Source organism: Lentzea pudingi (genome assembly GCF_014646255.1).
Taxonomy (GTDB): domain Bacteria; phylum Actinomycetota; class Actinomycetes; order Mycobacteriales; family Pseudonocardiaceae; genus Lentzea; species Lentzea pudingi.
This window is the reverse complement of sequence record NZ_BMNC01000006.1, coordinates 97,713-111,610: the sequence shown is the minus strand read 5'-3', so window position 1 is coordinate 111,610 and position 13,898 is coordinate 97,713. Positions and strand designations below refer to the sequence as shown.

Genomic DNA, 13,898 nt, shown 5'->3' with positions numbered 1-13,898 from the left:
GCTCCTCGTAGACTGACCTCCAGTCCACACGAGGAGCACTGCGTGACCGTCCAACCCATCCGCCTGTTCGGCGACCCCGTGCTGCGCACAGCGGCGACCGAGGTCACCGACTTCGACAAGGAACTGCGCACCCTGGTCAAGGACCTGTGGGACACGATGCAGAACGCGGGCGGAGCAGGGCTCGCCGCGCCTCAGCTCGGTGTTGGACTGCGTGTGTTCACGTACCACTGCGACGGCTTCGCGGGTCATCTCGTCAACCCCACGTGGGACGTGGTCGGCGGCGAGATGCAGGACGGCTCCGAGGGCTGCCTGTCCATCCCCGGCATGGCGTGGGACTGCAAGCGCCACCTGCACGTCGTGGCCAAGGGCTGGAACATGCACGGTGAGCCCGTCGAGGTCGAGGGCACCGAGACGCTGGCCCGCTGCATCCAGCACGAGTCGGACCACCTCGACGGCGTGATGTTCCTCGACCGCCTCGACGCCGACACCCGCAAGCAGGCCATGCGGGAGATCCGGCAGTCCGAGTGGTTCGACGGTACGGTCCCCACCTTGAAGCAGAGCCCGCACCCACTCTTCGGCAGGTCCAGCTGACCATGCGACTCGTGTTCGCCGGTACGCCCGAGGTCGCACTGCCCTCGCTGCGCGCCTTCATCGACTCCTCCCGCCACGACGTCGTCGCCGTGGTCACCCGCCCCGACGCCCCCTCCGGCCGCGGCCGCCGGCTCGAGCGCTCCCCGGTGGGCGCGCTCGCCGACGAGCACGGCATCGAGGTCCTAACCCCGGCCAAGGCCGGCGATCCCGAGTTCCTGGACCGCCTGCGCGCGCTGGAACCCGACCTCTGCCCGGTCGTCGCCTACGGCAACCTGCTGCCGCAGCGCACGCTCGACGTGCCGAGGTTCGGCTGGGTCAACCTCCACTTCTCCGTGCTGCCCGCGTGGCGCGGCGCCGCGCCGGTGCAGGCCTCCGTGCGCAACGGCGACGACATCACCGGCGCCTCGACGTTCCGCATCGTCAAGGAGCTCGACGCGGGCCCGGTGTTCGGCGTCGTCACCGAGAAGGTGCGTGACCGCGACACCTCCGGCGACCTGCTGACCCGGCTGTCCGTCTCGGGGGCCGACCTGCTGCTGTCCACTGTGGACGGCATCGAGGCCGGCACCCTGGTCGCCGACGACCAGCCCGCCGACGGCGTCACCTACGCCGCGAAGATCACCGTCGAGGACGCGCGCCTCGACTTCACGACGCCCGCCGCGGCCGTCGACCGCCTGGCGCGCGCCGTGACGCCGGAGCCCGGCGCGTGGGCCGAGTTCCGGGGAGAGCGGCTCAAGCTCGGCCCCGTGACGCCGGTGGCCGACGTGACGCTGCCGGCGGGCGAGGTGCTCGTCGAGCGCAAGCGCGTGCTCGTGGGCACCGCGACCACCGCCGTGGCCCTCGGCGAGGTCCAGGCACAGGGCAAGAAGCGCATGGGCGCGACCGACTGGGCGCGCGGCGTGCGGATCGAAGCAGGGGAGCGCATCGCATGAGGCGCTCCCGCCCGAGCTCGGCAGGCGTCGCCGGTGAGCGGCAGGACATGAACGTGGCGAGCGTGACCCGTGCCGCCGCAGGGGAGCCAGAGACAGTGGAGTACACCGCATGACCAACCACTCGCGAGGCGCCTCCAAGCCTTCCCGGCCGAGCAGGCCGCACCCGCCGCGCCGGCGCACCGGACCCTCCCGGCCACCCGTGGAGGACCCGGCACGCCTCGCCGCGCTGGAGACCCTGCGCGCCGTGCGGCAGCGGGACGCGTACGCGAACCTGGTGCTGCCGCAGATGCTCCGCGACCGGCGCATCACCGGCCGCGACGCGGCCCTGGCCACCGAGCTCACCTACGGCGCGGCGCGGGCCCAGGGCCTGCTCGACGCCGTCATCGAGGCGTGCTCGGAGCGCCCGCTGTCCGAAGTGGACGGCTCGGCGCTCGACGCGTTGCGGCTGGGCGCGTACCAGCTGCTGCGCACCCGGATTCCGTCGCACGCCGCGGTCGCCTCGACCGTCGACCTCGTGCGGGCCGAGCTCGGGTCCGGCGTCGCCGGCTTCGTCAACGCCGTGCTGCGCCGCGTGTCCGAGCAGGACGAGGCGGCGTGGGTCGATGAGCTCGCACCCGACCCCGACGCCGACCCGATCGGCAACCTGGCCTTCACCCACGCCCACCCGCGCTGGATCGCGCAAGCGTTCGCGGAGGCCCTCGGCAGCCGCGAGGAACCGCTGAGGCAGGCCCTGGAGGCCGACGACGCGCGTCCGGCCGTGCACCTGGTGGCACGCCCCGGCGAGGTGAGCGCCGACGAACTCGCCGCGATCGTCGGCGGGGACGTGGCGCCCTACTCGCCCTACGGCGTGCACCTGGAGACCGGTGCGGGCGACCCGGGCGATCTCGAGCCCGTCCGGGAACGCCTCGCCCACGTGCAGGACGAGGGCAGCCAGCTCTGCGCGATGGCCCTGACGCGGGCGCCGCTGGCAGGCGGCGACAACGAGGGCACGGACGACCGCTGGCTGGACCTCTGCGCCGGCCCCGGCGGCAAGGCCGCCCTGCTGGCCGCACTGGTCGGCCTCGAGGGCGGCGAACTGATCGCCGTCGAGAAGGCACCTCACCGCGCCGAGCTCGTGCGCAAGATCACGACCGGCCTGCCGGTCACCGTGGAGGTGGCCGACGGCCGCGAGACCGGCTTCCTGGAAGGGGCGTTCGACCGCGTGCTGGTCGATGCGCCCTGCACCGGGCTCGGTGCCCTGCGCAGGCGCCCGGAGGCGCGGTGGAGGCGCCAGCCCGCCGACGTCGGCACGCTCACGAAGCTGCAGCGCGAGCTGCTGACCGAGGCGTTGCGGCTGGTGCGCCCTGGCGGCGTGGTGGCTTATGTCGTGTGCTCACCTCATCTCTCGGAGACGGTAGGGGTGGTGACGGACGTCGCGAAGCGCACCGGGGTCGAGGTGCTGGACACGCGGGAGTTCTTCCCGGGAGTTCCGGACCTCGGGGAAGGCCCGCACGTTCAGCTCTGGCCCCATCTGCACGGCACCGACGCGATGTTCTGCGCGATGCTGCGACGCCCTGTTGAGCGCTCGTGAAGGACGCTAGCGACGGGGTCTGACACTGCCGGGCCCAGAACGCCCGCAGTGGGGCACAACGGCTTCGGGGTTCACCGGTTCGAGTGACGCCGGGAACCGAGGGCCGGGCGAGCCGCGGCTCGCCCGGCCACTCACGTCAGGCCTTCAGCACGTGCAGCTGAGCCGGCTGGCCGAACCGGTTGCCCACCGCGTAGACCCAGCGACCGCCCGGACCCCACGCCAGGCTCGCCTGGTAGAGGTACGGCGCCTCGTACGAACGGGACTCGTCGAGCGAACCCGCCGGGTAGAGGCGCACGGACGTGTCGCTGTTGACGCCGGCCGCGAGGGCACCCGTGTCAGCGCTCGTCGCCACCGCCACCGGGTAGGGACCGGTGTTGTAGCTGCCGCGCACCGCGAGGGTGTCGCTCGTGTACGACTGGATCTGGTACGGCGCCCCACCCGCCACGTGGACCTGGCTGCCGTCCTTCGAGAACTCGACGTCGGCCAGGTTGCTGCCCGCGTCGCGGGACGCCTGGACGGCGAGCCCGTCGCCCTGCTCGCGCAGGACCACGAGGGCCGAGGGCGACAGGGTCGGCTGGCCCGCCGCCAGCAGACCGGGCCTGGCCGGTGAGGTCGCGAGCTGCTGCGGGCTGTAGTGCCCGGTCACGAGGCCCGTGCGGGCATCCGTGCCGTTGAACGAGACACGGCCGATGCCGCCGCCCCACGTGTCACAGCCGTAGCTGAAGTACAGACGGTCGTTGGTGATCGCGAGGTCGGACGGGCACACCTCACCGACCGGGTACCGGGCCCGCTCGGTCAGCGTCAGCGTGTCCAGCGCGGCGATCGCGCCGTGCTGGGACAGGGCGACGAAGACCGTCTCGCCGTCCGGGCTCAGCGCCAGACCCGTGGCGCCGGGCAGGTTCGGCAGCCTGGTGACCGCGTTGCCCGACAGGTCCGTGACGGCGACGGCGTTGTCGGCCTTGCTGCTCACGAACACATGGCCCAGCGTCGGGTCGACCACGATGTCCGAGAACGCCTTCAGCGCCAGTGGCACGGTGCGCTGCGGCGGTTCGGCGATCGCGGGAAGTGCTGTGGCCGCCACCAGGGCGGCCGTCATCGCGGTGGCACTGAGCCACCGGTTCCACTTGCGCATCTTGCTCCCCTCAGTGTGCGGGTGATCACCCGCCGTGGGGACGTTATCGGCGGCGTACGACAGAAATGACCGCCTAACATCGCAGCGGTGACTACGCGTGGATTGCTCGGATTGGTCGCGTCCGGTTGCGGCGGGGTCGAGTCGTGGTTCCGCACGGAACTGGCCGAGCCCGCCGCGCGACGGGGGTGGCGGCTGGCCATCACGTTCACGCCGGCCGTCGTCCCGTGGTTCGAGGAGGCCGGCGAGCTGGACGAGCTGCGGCAGCTCACCGACCTCCCGATCCGCTGGGAGCCGAGGATGCCGAGCGAGCCCAAGCCCTACCCGACGCCGGACGCGTTCGTCTTCGCTCCCGCCAGCGCGAACTCCGTGGCCAAGCTGGCCCTGGGCATCGGCGACAACCAGGCGCTGACGGCGTTGAACGAGGCCATCGGCGTCGAGGACTGCCGGGTCGTCGTCATGCCCCAGGCCAACGCGGACAAGCGCCGTCACCCGATGTGGGAGACGCACGTCACGACGCTCACCAATGCGGGTGTCGTCGTGGTCTCAGACGTGGCTCCCGGCACGCTGCTCGACCTGCTGGACACCTAGACTTCACCCTTGTGGTCCACACGCCGATGATCGCCCCCAGCATCCTGTCCGCCGACTTCGCGCGCCTCGCCGACGAGCTCGCCGCGGTGCCCACGTCGGACTGGATCCACGTCGACGTCATGGACAACCACTTCGTGCCGAACCTGACGCTCGGCCTGCCCGTGGTGAAGTCGCTGCTGAAGGTCACCGACATCCCGATCGACTGCCACCTGATGATCGAGGACCCGGACCGCTGGGCCATCGGCTACGCGGAGGCGGGCGCGTACAACGTGACCGTGCACGTCGAGGCGGCGAACGACCCGATCGCGCTGGCCAAGAACCTCAGGGCCGCCGGGTCCAAGGCCGGGCTGAGCATCAAGCCCGGCACCCCGCTGGAGCCGTACGTCGAGGTCCTCAAGCACTACGACACGCTGCTGGTCATGTCGGTCGAGCCGGGCTTCGGCGGGCAGAGCTTCATGGCCGACGTGCTGCACAAGGTCCGCCAGGCCCGCCACCTCGTCGACACCGGGCACCTCAAGCTGCTCGTGGAGATCGACGGTGGCATCAACGCCGACACGATCGAACAGGCCGCGCAGGCCGGGGTGGACTGCTTCGTCGCGGGGTCCGCCGTGTACGACGCCGCCGATCCGGGCAAGGCCGTCGAGGCGTTGCGCGCGCAGGCGGCCGGCGCACGGGGAACCAGGACCACGTGACCCCCGAGGACGCGATGGTGCTCGCCATCGCGGAGAGCGAGCGGGTGCGGGGGACCACCAGCCCCAACCCGCCGGTCGGGTGCGTCATCCTCGACGAGAGCGGCGACGCCGTCGGGTTCGGTGGCACGCAGCCCGTAGGTGGTCCGCACGCCGAGGTCATGGCGCTCAAAGCCGCCGGTGCGAAGGCACGGGGCGGCACGGCCGTGGTCACCCTCGAACCGTGTTCGCACCACGGCCGTACGCCGCCGTGCACCGAGGCGCTGCGAGAAGCAGGCATCAAGCGCGTTTTCCACGCCCTGAGCGACCCGAATCCGAGGGCCGCGGGCGGTGCGAAGGTCCTCGAAGAAGCCGGCATCACGGTCGAGAGCGGCCTGCTGGCGCAGGAAGTCAGCCGAGGCCCCCTCAGGGCGTGGCTGCACTACGCGCGCACGGGCCGTCCGCACGTCACGTGGAAGTACGCGGCCTCGCTCGACGGCCGGATCGCGGCCAGCGACGGCACCAGCCAGTGGATCAGTTCGGAGACCTCCCGCAAGGAGGTTCACGACCTGCGCACCAAGCTCGACGCGATCGTCGTCGGCATGAACACGGTGAGGCTCGACGACCCCGCGCTGACGGCCAGGGACGCCGGAGGAATGCCGCTGCCCCGCCAGCCGTTGCCCGTGGTCGTGGGCACCAGCGACCTGCCGGACGGGGCCAAGCTCCAGCACACCGCGCTGCACCTGCGCACGCACGAACCGGACGACGTCCTGGAGGCGCTCGCCGAACGAGGTGTGGTCGACGTGTTGCTGGAGGGCGGCCCGACGCTCGCCGGTGCGTTCTGGCGCGCCGGCAGGGTCGACCGCGTGCTCGCCTACATCGCGCCGGCGCTGCTCGGGAACGGTCCCGCGGCGGTGCTGGACGCGGGCGTGTCAACCATCACGGACGCTGTGAGGCTGACCGTGGAAGACGTCACCATGAGCGGACCGGACCTGCGGATCAGCGCGGTTCCGCGAACTTAGGAGGAGCGGTGTTCACCGGGATCGTCGAGGAACTCGGCCACGTCGTAGCGACGGAGGACCTGCCGGACGCGGCACGGATCCGCGTCGCCGGGCCGATCGTCACCAGCGACGCGAAGCACGGCGACTCCATCGCGGTGAACGGCGTCTGTCTCACCGTCGTGGAGGTGGAGGACGGCGCGTTCACCGCCGACGTGATGCGCGAGACCCTCAACCGCAGCAGCCTCGCGAAGGTCGCCGCGGGCGACCGGGTCAACCTGGAGCGCGCGGCCGCGGTCGGCCAGCGCCTCGGCGGCCACATCGTGCAGGGCCACGTCGACGGCACCGGCTCGATTCTCGCGCGGGAGAAGGCGGAGCACTGGGAGATGGTCCACATCGGACTCCCGCCCAGCCTTTCCCGATATGTCGTGGAGAAGGGCTCCATCACGGTCGACGGGGTCTCGCTGACGGTCGTGACCGTCGCCGAGGACCAGTTCACCGTGAGCCTCATCCCGACGACCCTTGACCTCACCACGCTCGGGCGGCGTCTGCCCGGCGACCTGGTGAACCTGGAGGTCGACGTGCTCGCGAAGTACGTTGAACGACTGGCGATCCCGCACCTGCGGGCCATCGCGGGCGAGGAGGCCCAGTGAGCACCGACTTCGCCGACATCGAGCGCGCGGTCAAGGACATCGCCGCCGGACGGCCCGTGGTCGTCGTCGACGACGAGGACAGGGAGAACGAGGGCGACCTGATCTTCGCCGCCGAGAAGGCGACGCCGGAACTGCTCGCGTTCATGGTCCGCTACACGTCCGGGTACGTCTGCGTGGCGCTGACGGACTCCGACTGCGACCGCCTCGACCTGCCGCCGATGTACCACACGAACCAGGACCAGCGCGGTACCGCGTACACGGTCACGGTGGACGCGCGTGAGGGCATCAGCACCGGCATCTCGGCGGCCGACCGGGCCCGCACGATCCGGTTGCTCGCCGACCCGACCGCGAAGGCCAACGACTTCAACCGGCCCGGCCACGTCGTCCCGCTGCGCGCCCGCGACGGCGGCGTGCTGCGCCGCCCCGGCCACACGGAGGCCTCCGTCGACCTCGCGCGTCTCGCGGGCCTGTCGCCCGCCGGCGTGCTCTGCGAGATCGTGTCGCAGAAGGACGAGGAGGGCATGGCCCGCCGCGACGAGCTGGAGGTCTTCGCGGCCGACCACGACCTCGCGCTGATCACGATCGCCGACCTCATCGCGTACCGTCGCCGGGTCGAGACCCAGGTCGTGCGCGCCGCCGAGGCCCGCATCCCGACCGCGCACGGCGTGTTCACCGCGTTCGGCTACGACAGCCTGCTCGACGGCATCGAGCACGTCGCGATGGTCTACGGCGAGATCGGCGACGGCGAGGACGTGCTGGTGCGCGTGCACTCCGAGTGCCTCACCGGAGACGTGCTCGGGTCGTTGCGCTGCGACTGCGGCCCGCAGCTCGACGCGGCGCTGGAAGCCGTTGCGGCACAGGGCCGTGGTGTCGTGCTGTACATGCGCGGTCACGAGGGCCGTGGCATCGGCCTGATGCACAAGCTGCAGGCCTACCAGCTGCAGGACCAGGGTGCGGACACCGTGGACGCGAACCTCGTGCAGGGCCTGCCCGCCGACGCGCGCGACTACGGCACGGGTGCGCAGATCCTCGTGGAGCTCGGCATCAAGTCCATGCGGCTGCTCACGAACAACCCGGCCAAGCGCGTCGGACTGGAGGCCGGATACGGTCTTCGTGTGCTGGACCGGGTGCCGCTCCCGATCTCCCCGAACCCGGAGAACCTGCGATACCTGCGCACCAAGCGCGACCGCATGGGCCACGAACTGTCTCAGCTCGAGCAGTACGAGGCCGTTGTTTCCGCTACGGAGGACAAGGAATGAGCGGCGAAGGCCGTCCGGAGCAGACGAAGCTCGACGGCAAGGGCCTCAGCGTCGCCATCGCGGTGACGCGGTGGCACACCAAGATCACCGACCAGCTCGTCTCGCGCGCCGTGCAGGCCGCTGAGGACGCCGGCTGCGTCGACACGACCGTCGTGCGCGTGGCGGGAGCGATCGAGCTTCCCGTTGTCGTGCAGGAACTCGCCCGTCACCACGACGCGGTGGTCGCGCTCGGCGTGGTCATCCGCGGCGGCACCCCGCACTTCGAGTACGTGTGCGACTCGGTGACGGACGGGCTCACGCGCGTCGCGCTCGACGAGTCCACGCCGGTGGGCAACGGCGTGCTGACGACCGACACCGAGGAGCAGGCCCTGGCCCGCGCCGGGCTGCCGGAGTCGGTGGAGGACAAGGGGTACGAGGCGACCGTCGCCGCCATCGACACGGCACTGGTGCTGCGCGGCCTGCGCCAGCCCTGGACCGAGCGGGGTTTCGAATGATGACGGCGGAAGCGATCGTCCTGCGTCCCAAGAAGATCCGGCGCGTCGCCTGGGCGTGCGCGGTCGGCCTCGTCGTGGTGTTCACGGTGGTGGGGCTGCTGCTGGGCAACACGCCGACCGGCGTGATCTTCCGGACGTCCGACCAGGTCGCCATGATCTTCCTGGGCTTCCTGCTGGCGGGCGGTGTGCTGCTGCTGACGCGTCCGCGCGTCACCGCCGACGCCACGGGTGTCGACGTGCGCAACGTCGTGACGTCGCACCACTTCGACTGGAACGACGTGCTGTCGATCAGCTTCCCGGACGGTGCCGCGTGGGCCCGCCTGGAGCTGCCGGAGGACGAGTACATCTCGGTGATGGCCGTGCAGGCCGTGGATCGGGAATATGCCGTGTCGTCCGTGCGCGCGTTGCGTGAGCTGCACAAGGCAGCACGGATCTAAGTCCACAAACCGAGGATCGCGCCCGCGAGCGTGAGTCCGACGACGTGATAGCCCGCTCCGATGGCCGCGAAGGTGATCGGACCGGGCTTCGTCATGTCGTAGGAACCCGTCACCATCCTGACGGGCAGCGCGATGCCGACGCCGACGACGAGCCCCAGCAGGATGCCTTCCATGATGTTGTCGGTGCCCGACGCGTTACCGATCATCGCGGTGGCGAGGGTGATGACGAAGCACGTGAGCAGCGGGATGGCGTAGACGGCCGCGCTGGTGTTCTCCGGCGGGCTGAGGTCCTGCCCGGACGCGCGTTGCCAGGCCCTGCCGAAGGCGTACTCCGCGTACCACACCATGCCCAGCGCGAAGTACGCGATCGTGGCGACGACGACGGCCAACCAGTTCAGGTCGCCGAGCACGGTCAAGCTCATGAGGGTCTCCCGCGGTGATCAGGGTGACTTGGCATCGCGAGGCGCCCGCTGACCGTTACGAGTGCATCGACGGCGAAAGGGCCGCCCACCGGGCCGTCGGTTCTGGTGCAACACCGGACGCGTAGATCGCGATGCCATGGAACGTGGACGTGCGTGAGCCAGCGGGCAGCGGGTTGGGTGTCGCGATCGGAGTCGGCCTGCTGACCGCGGTGGTGGGGGCGGGTGTCAACCTGCTGACCGCTCCGGTGGACGGCGGCTGGACGAGCCGGTGGTGGGTGTGGATCACGCTCGCTGTTCTCGCGGCCGTGCTGGCCGCGGCCTACCTGCAGCGTCGTCCGGGCCGTCGCGTGGTGATGCGTGCCGTGGACGCTTCCGACACCGGGCGCGGAACGATGGAAGTCCTGGTCGCGACGACCTCCGGTGCGGTGCTCGCCACCGAGGTGCACGACGACGGCACCTGGGAGCCGTGGACCAAGTTGCCCATGCGCGGCCAAGCGTGGGACGTGGCGGTCGTGCAGCCGTCACTGGACGTCGTCGAGCATTACGTCGTGGACCGCGACGGTGTTCTTCGTGTTCGTAGACGGGATCACGGGGTCTGGTCCGCGTGGCGTCCTGTGCCGTCGCCGCCTTCCCCGCGCGCAAGTGTCGTCAGGCTCTCTGCGGTCAGCCTCGTGCCTGGTCATCGCGAGTTGTACGTCGTGCTGGACGACGGCCGGCTGATGCACGCCTGGAAGTGGGACTCGTCGACGTGGTCCGAGTGGAACGACGCCGGCGTGGGCGGGATGATCGACGTCGCGGTCTGCTCGCCGAAGGACGAACTGATCGAACACTTCGCGATCGGTCGTGACGGCGAGGTGTGGCACCGCTGGTTCTGGGAGGACTGGAGTCCCTGGGAGAACTGGGGACGACCCGGTTCCCCGGTGAAGGCGATCGCCGCCTACCGGCGCGCCGAGGACAGGCAGGAGGTCTTCGCCGCGGGAAAGGCGGGAGACCTGGTCCACCGGTGGCACAACGGCGGAGAGCCCTGGTCCGACTGGGCCGTGATGGAGACACCGGAGGACTTCCAGGACCTGGCCGGAGCCACGACCAGCTACTCGCGGCTGTGGTGTCTGGCGGTGGACAGGAGCGGACACCTGTGGCAGCGATCGTTCCACCACCGCTGGGACCCGCAGTGGAAGCGGGCCGGTTGACGGCGAAAGGGCCGCCCACCGAGTGGTGAACGGCCCTTTCGCGTTCACTGACTAGCTGCGGACCATCTTGCGCAGCACGTACTGCATGATGCCGCCGTTGCGGTAGTAGTCGGCCTCACCGGGCGTGTCGATGCGGACGACCGCGTCGAACTCGACCTTCGAGCCGTCCGCCTTGGTGGCGGCGACGTGCACCGTGGACGGCGTGGTGCCGTTGTTGAGCTCCGTGACGCCGGTGAAGTCGAACGTCTCGGTGCCGTCGAGGCCCAGCGAGGACGCGTTGTCGCCCTGCGGGAACTGCAGCGGCAGCACGCCCATGCCGATCAAGTTCGAGCGGTGGATGCGCTCGTAGGACTCGGCGATCACGGCGCGGACGCCGAGCAGCGAGGTGCCCTTGGCCGCCCAGTCGCGCGACGAGCCGGAGCCGTACTCCTTGCCCGCCAGCACGACGAGCGGGACGCCGGCCTCCGCGTACGACACCGAGGCGTCGTAGATGGTGGTCTGCGGGGCGCCCTCGGCTAGGAAGTCGCGGGTGAAGCCGCCCTGGACGTCGTCGAGCAGCAGGTTGCGCAGGCGGATGTTCGCGAACGTGCCGCGGATCATCACCTCGTGGTTGCCGCGGCGCGAGCCGTAGGAGTTGAAGTCCTTGCGCTCCACGCCGTGCTCGGTCAGGTACTTGCCCGCGGGCGAGTCGGCCTTGATCGAACCGGCGGGGGAGATGTGGTCCGTCGTGACCGAGTCGCCCAGCAGCGCGAGGACGCGAGCGCCCGCGATGTCGGTGACCGGCTTCGGCTCCATCTCCATGCCCTCGAAGTACGGGGGCTTGCGCACGTAGGTGGACTCGCTGTCCCACTCGAACGTGTTGCCGGTCGGCGTGGGCAGCGACTGCCAGCGCTCGTCACCGGAGAACACGTTCTTGTAGCCCTTGGTGAAGCCCTCCGCGGAGATCGAGGTCGAGATGACCTCGGCGATCTCGGCCGGCGACGGCCAGATCTCGGAGAGGTACACCGGCTTGCCGTCGGTGTCGGTGCCGAGCGGCTCGGTGGTGATGTCCTTGTCCATCGAACCGGCCAGCGCGTACGCCACGACGAGCGGCGGCGACGCGAGGTAGTTCATCTTGATGTCCGGGTTGATCCGGCCCTCGAAGTTGCGGTTGCCGGACAGCACCGAGACGACCGCGAGGTCGCCTTCCTGCACGCCCGCCGAGATCTCGTCCTGCAGCGGGCCCGAGTTGCCGATGCAGGTGGTGCAGCCGTAGCCGACCAGGTGGAAGCCGAGCTTCTCCAGGTACGGCATGAGGCCGGCGCGCTCGTAGTAGTCCATGACGACCTTCGAGCCCGGCGCCAGGGTCGTCTTGACCCACGGCTTGCGCTCGAGGCCGCGCTCGACGGCCTTCTTCGCGAGAAGGGCCGCGCCGAGCATCACGGACGGGTTCGAGGTGTTGGTGCACGACGTGATCGCGGCGATCGCGACGGCGCCGTGGTCCAGTTCGAACTCGTTGCCGTCGAGGGAGACCTTGACGGGGTTCGACACGCGGCCGGTGGCGCCCTCGGCGGCGGTGTGGAACACCTTCGGGGTGCCGGAGCCGTTCTCGCCCTCGTGCACGGCGATCGGGTCGCTGGCCGGGAACGTGTCGTCGACGGCCTCGTCCACGCCGGAGAGCTCGGGGGAGTCGGTGTGCGCGACGTAGGCGCCCAGGGCCTGGCGGAACGCCTCCTTGGCGGAGGTCAGCTCGATGCGGTCCTGCGGGCGCTTCGGGCCGGCGATGGACGGGACGACCGTCGCCAGGTCGAGCTCCAGCGTCTCGGAGAACACCGGCTCGCGGGACGCGTCGTGCCAGAGGCCCTGCTCCTTGGCGTAGGCCTCGACGAGCGCGATCTGCTCTTCGGTCCGGCCGGTCAGGCGCAGGTAGTCGATGGTCTCGCCGTCGATCGGGAAGATGCCGACCGTGGAGCCGAACTCCGGCGACATGTTGCCGATCGTGGCGCGGTTCGCCAGCGGCACGGCGCTGACGCCCTCGCCGTAGAACTCGACGAACTTGCCGACGACGCCCTGCTTGCGCAGCATCTCGGTGATCGTGAGCACGAGGTCGGTCGCGGTGGCGCCGGGGGGCAGCTCACCGGAGAGCTTGAAGCCCACGACGCGCGGGATCAGCATGGAGACCGGCTGGCCGAGCATCGCGGCCTCGGCCTCGATGCCACCGACGCCCCAGCCCAGCACGCCGATGCCGTTGACCATCGTGGTGTGCGAGTCGGTGCCGACGAGGGTGTCCGGGTACGCCTGGCCGTTGCGGACCATGACGACGCGCGCGAGGTGCTCGATGTTGACCTGGTGCACGATGCCGGTGCCCGGCGGGACGACCTTGAACTCGTCGAACGCGGTCTGGCCCCAGCGCAGGAACTGGTAGCGCTCGCGGTTGCGCTCGTACTCCAGGTCGACGTTCAGCTCGAACGCGTCCGGGCGGCCGAAGATGTCGGCGATGACCGAGTGGTCGATCACGAGCTCGGCGGGCGCGAGCGGGTTCACCTTCTCGGCGTCGCCGCCGAGCTGGGTGACGGCCTCGCGCATGGTGGCGAGGTCGACGACGCAGGGGACACCGGTGAAGTCCTGCATCACGACGCGGGCCGGCGTGAACTGGATCTCGGTGCTGGGCTCGGCGGCCGGGTCCCAGTTGGCGAGAGCGCGCACGTGGTCGGCGGTGATGTTCGCGCCGTCCTCGGTCCGCAGCAGGTTCTCCAGCAGGATCTTCAGGCTGAACGGAAGACGCTCGGCGCCCTCCACGGCGCTCAGCCGGAACACCTCGTACGAGGCGTCGCCGACGTTGAGCGTGCCGCGGGCGCCGAAGCTGTCCTTGCTAGCTGGTGCAGTCACGTGCAACTCCATAACTGGTGACAGCGCGGTGGTCAGTTCGGGATGGGGGAGAGTCTTCCTCAAGCGGTTGACCCCTGCCCCTCGACCCCAAACAGTACG

General features: G+C 70.5%; 14 protein-coding genes. 11 read left to right on the top strand and 3 right to left on the bottom strand.

Features of this window, described 5'->3' with window-relative positions; translation table 11 throughout:
* Nucleotides 1-42 precede the first annotated feature (42 nt).
* The 3 genes from def (at nucleotide 43) to IEY88_RS22415 (ending at nucleotide 3,090) form a co-directional block, all read left to right on the top strand.
* Nucleotides 43-591: a peptide deformylase gene (def, locus tag IEY88_RS22425; RefSeq protein WP_189156777.1), complete on the top strand. Its 549-nt coding sequence runs from the start codon at nucleotides 43-45 to the stop codon at nucleotides 589-591.
* A 2-nt stretch (nucleotides 592-593) separates the two neighbouring features.
* Nucleotides 594-1,520, top strand: a complete 927-nt coding sequence (fmt, locus tag IEY88_RS22420) for a methionyl-tRNA formyltransferase (RefSeq protein ID WP_189156776.1) — start codon at nucleotides 594-596, stop codon at nucleotides 1,518-1,520.
* 109 nt (nucleotides 1,521-1,629) lie between these two features.
* Entirely contained in the window at nucleotides 1,630-3,090 is a 1,461-nt protein-coding gene (locus IEY88_RS22415; RefSeq protein WP_189156775.1) for an RsmB/NOP family class I SAM-dependent RNA methyltransferase, read from the top strand.
* A 136-nt stretch (nucleotides 3,091-3,226) separates the two neighbouring features.
* Here the strand turns inward: IEY88_RS22415 and IEY88_RS22410 are convergent, their stop codons facing one another.
* Nucleotides 3,227-4,222 (bottom strand): YncE family protein, encoded by a 996-nt coding sequence (locus IEY88_RS22410; RefSeq protein ID WP_189156774.1) that lies wholly within the window; start codon nucleotides 4,220-4,222, stop codon nucleotides 3,227-3,229.
* Between the two features lie 87 nt (nucleotides 4,223-4,309).
* Here IEY88_RS22410 and IEY88_RS22405 point away from each other — a divergent pair, with 87 nt between their 5' ends.
* Genes IEY88_RS22405 through IEY88_RS22375 form a run of 7 tightly spaced genes read left to right on the top strand, consistent with a single transcriptional unit; the run spans nucleotide 4,310 to nucleotide 9,319 of the window.
* A complete protein-coding gene (locus IEY88_RS22405) occupies nucleotides 4,310-4,810 on the top strand; it encodes a flavoprotein (RefSeq protein ID WP_229693641.1) in 501 nt (166 codons plus the stop codon).
* Nucleotides 4,811-4,836: 26 nt separating this feature from the next.
* Nucleotides 4,837-5,502 carry a ribulose-phosphate 3-epimerase gene (gene rpe / locus IEY88_RS22400; RefSeq protein ID WP_189156773.1) on the top strand — a complete coding sequence of 222 codons (666 nt, stop codon included), beginning with the start codon at nucleotides 4,837-4,839 and terminating at the stop codon, nucleotides 5,500-5,502.
* Between the two features lie 14 nt (nucleotides 5,503-5,516).
* Nucleotides 5,517-6,500: a bifunctional diaminohydroxyphosphoribosylaminopyrimidine deaminase/5-amino-6-(5-phosphoribosylamino)uracil reductase RibD gene (gene ribD, locus IEY88_RS22395; RefSeq protein ID WP_189157194.1), complete on the top strand. Its 984-nt coding sequence runs from the start codon at nucleotides 5,517-5,519 to the stop codon at nucleotides 6,498-6,500.
* An 8-nt stretch (nucleotides 6,501-6,508) separates the two neighbouring features.
* Complete coding sequence (locus IEY88_RS22390; protein ID WP_189156772.1) at nucleotides 6,509-7,129, top strand: riboflavin synthase; 621 nt, start codon at nucleotides 6,509-6,511, stop codon at nucleotides 7,127-7,129.
* Nucleotides 7,126-8,388 (top strand): bifunctional 3,4-dihydroxy-2-butanone-4-phosphate synthase/GTP cyclohydrolase II, encoded by a 1,263-nt coding sequence (locus IEY88_RS22385; RefSeq protein ID WP_189156771.1) that lies wholly within the window; start codon nucleotides 7,126-7,128, stop codon nucleotides 8,386-8,388. Before IEY88_RS22390 ends, IEY88_RS22385 begins: the two co-directional genes overlap by 4 nt.
* Complete coding sequence (gene ribH, locus IEY88_RS22380; RefSeq protein WP_189156770.1) at nucleotides 8,385-8,882, top strand: 6,7-dimethyl-8-ribityllumazine synthase; 498 nt, start codon at nucleotides 8,385-8,387, stop codon at nucleotides 8,880-8,882. The genes IEY88_RS22385 and ribH overlap by 4 nt, the downstream gene beginning before the upstream one ends.
* Nucleotides 8,882-9,319, top strand: coding sequence for a PH domain-containing protein (locus tag IEY88_RS22375; RefSeq protein ID WP_189156769.1), 438 nt, complete (start codon nucleotides 8,882-8,884; stop codon nucleotides 9,317-9,319). Before ribH ends, IEY88_RS22375 begins: the two co-directional genes overlap by 1 nt.
* Here the strand turns inward: IEY88_RS22375 and IEY88_RS22370 are convergent.
* On the bottom strand, nucleotides 9,316-9,741 hold the full coding sequence (locus IEY88_RS22370) for a DUF1761 domain-containing protein (protein ID WP_189156768.1): 426 nt from the start codon (nucleotides 9,739-9,741) through the stop codon (nucleotides 9,316-9,318). The two genes, IEY88_RS22375 and IEY88_RS22370, sit on opposite strands and share 4 nt — an antisense overlap.
* A gap of 149 nt (nucleotides 9,742-9,890) precedes the next feature.
* On the opposite strand from IEY88_RS22370, the gene IEY88_RS22365 reads away from it, so the two are divergent.
* Nucleotides 9,891-10,931: a DUF8189 domain-containing protein gene (locus IEY88_RS22365; protein WP_189156767.1), complete on the top strand. Its 1,041-nt coding sequence runs from the start codon at nucleotides 9,891-9,893 to the stop codon at nucleotides 10,929-10,931.
* Between the two features lie 51 nt (nucleotides 10,932-10,982).
* On the opposite strand, the gene IEY88_RS22360 is transcribed toward IEY88_RS22365, so the two are convergent.
* On the bottom strand, nucleotides 10,983-13,811 hold the full coding sequence (locus IEY88_RS22360; RefSeq protein ID WP_189157193.1) for an aconitate hydratase: 2,829 nt from the start codon (nucleotides 13,809-13,811) through the stop codon (nucleotides 10,983-10,985).
* Nucleotides 13,812-13,898: the final 87 nt, after the last annotated feature.

Coding starts and splice junctions, on each gene's coding strand:
- ribH (WP_189156770.1), top strand. CDS start 8,385: ATGAGCGGCGAAGGCCGTCCGGAGCAGACGAAGCTCGACGGCAAGGGC.
- IEY88_RS22410 (WP_189156774.1), bottom strand. CDS start 4,222: ATGCGCAAGTGGAACCGGTGGCTCAGTGCCACCGCGATGACGGCCGCC.
- ribD (WP_189157194.1), top strand. CDS start 5,517: ATGGTGCTCGCCATCGCGGAGAGCGAGCGGGTGCGGGGGACCACCAGC.
- IEY88_RS22375 (WP_189156769.1), top strand. CDS start 8,882: ATGACGGCGGAAGCGATCGTCCTGCGTCCCAAGAAGATCCGGCGCGTC.
- rpe (WP_189156773.1), top strand. CDS start 4,837: ATGATCGCCCCCAGCATCCTGTCCGCCGACTTCGCGCGCCTCGCCGAC.
- IEY88_RS22415 (WP_189156775.1), top strand. CDS start 1,630: ATGACCAACCACTCGCGAGGCGCCTCCAAGCCTTCCCGGCCGAGCAGG.
- IEY88_RS22360 (WP_189157193.1), bottom strand. CDS start 13,811: ATGGAGTTGCACGTGACTGCACCAGCTAGCAAGGACAGCTTCGGCGCC.
- fmt (WP_189156776.1), top strand. CDS start 594: ATGCGACTCGTGTTCGCCGGTACGCCCGAGGTCGCACTGCCCTCGCTG.
- IEY88_RS22370 (WP_189156768.1), bottom strand. CDS start 9,741: ATGAGCTTGACCGTGCTCGGCGACCTGAACTGGTTGGCCGTCGTCGTC.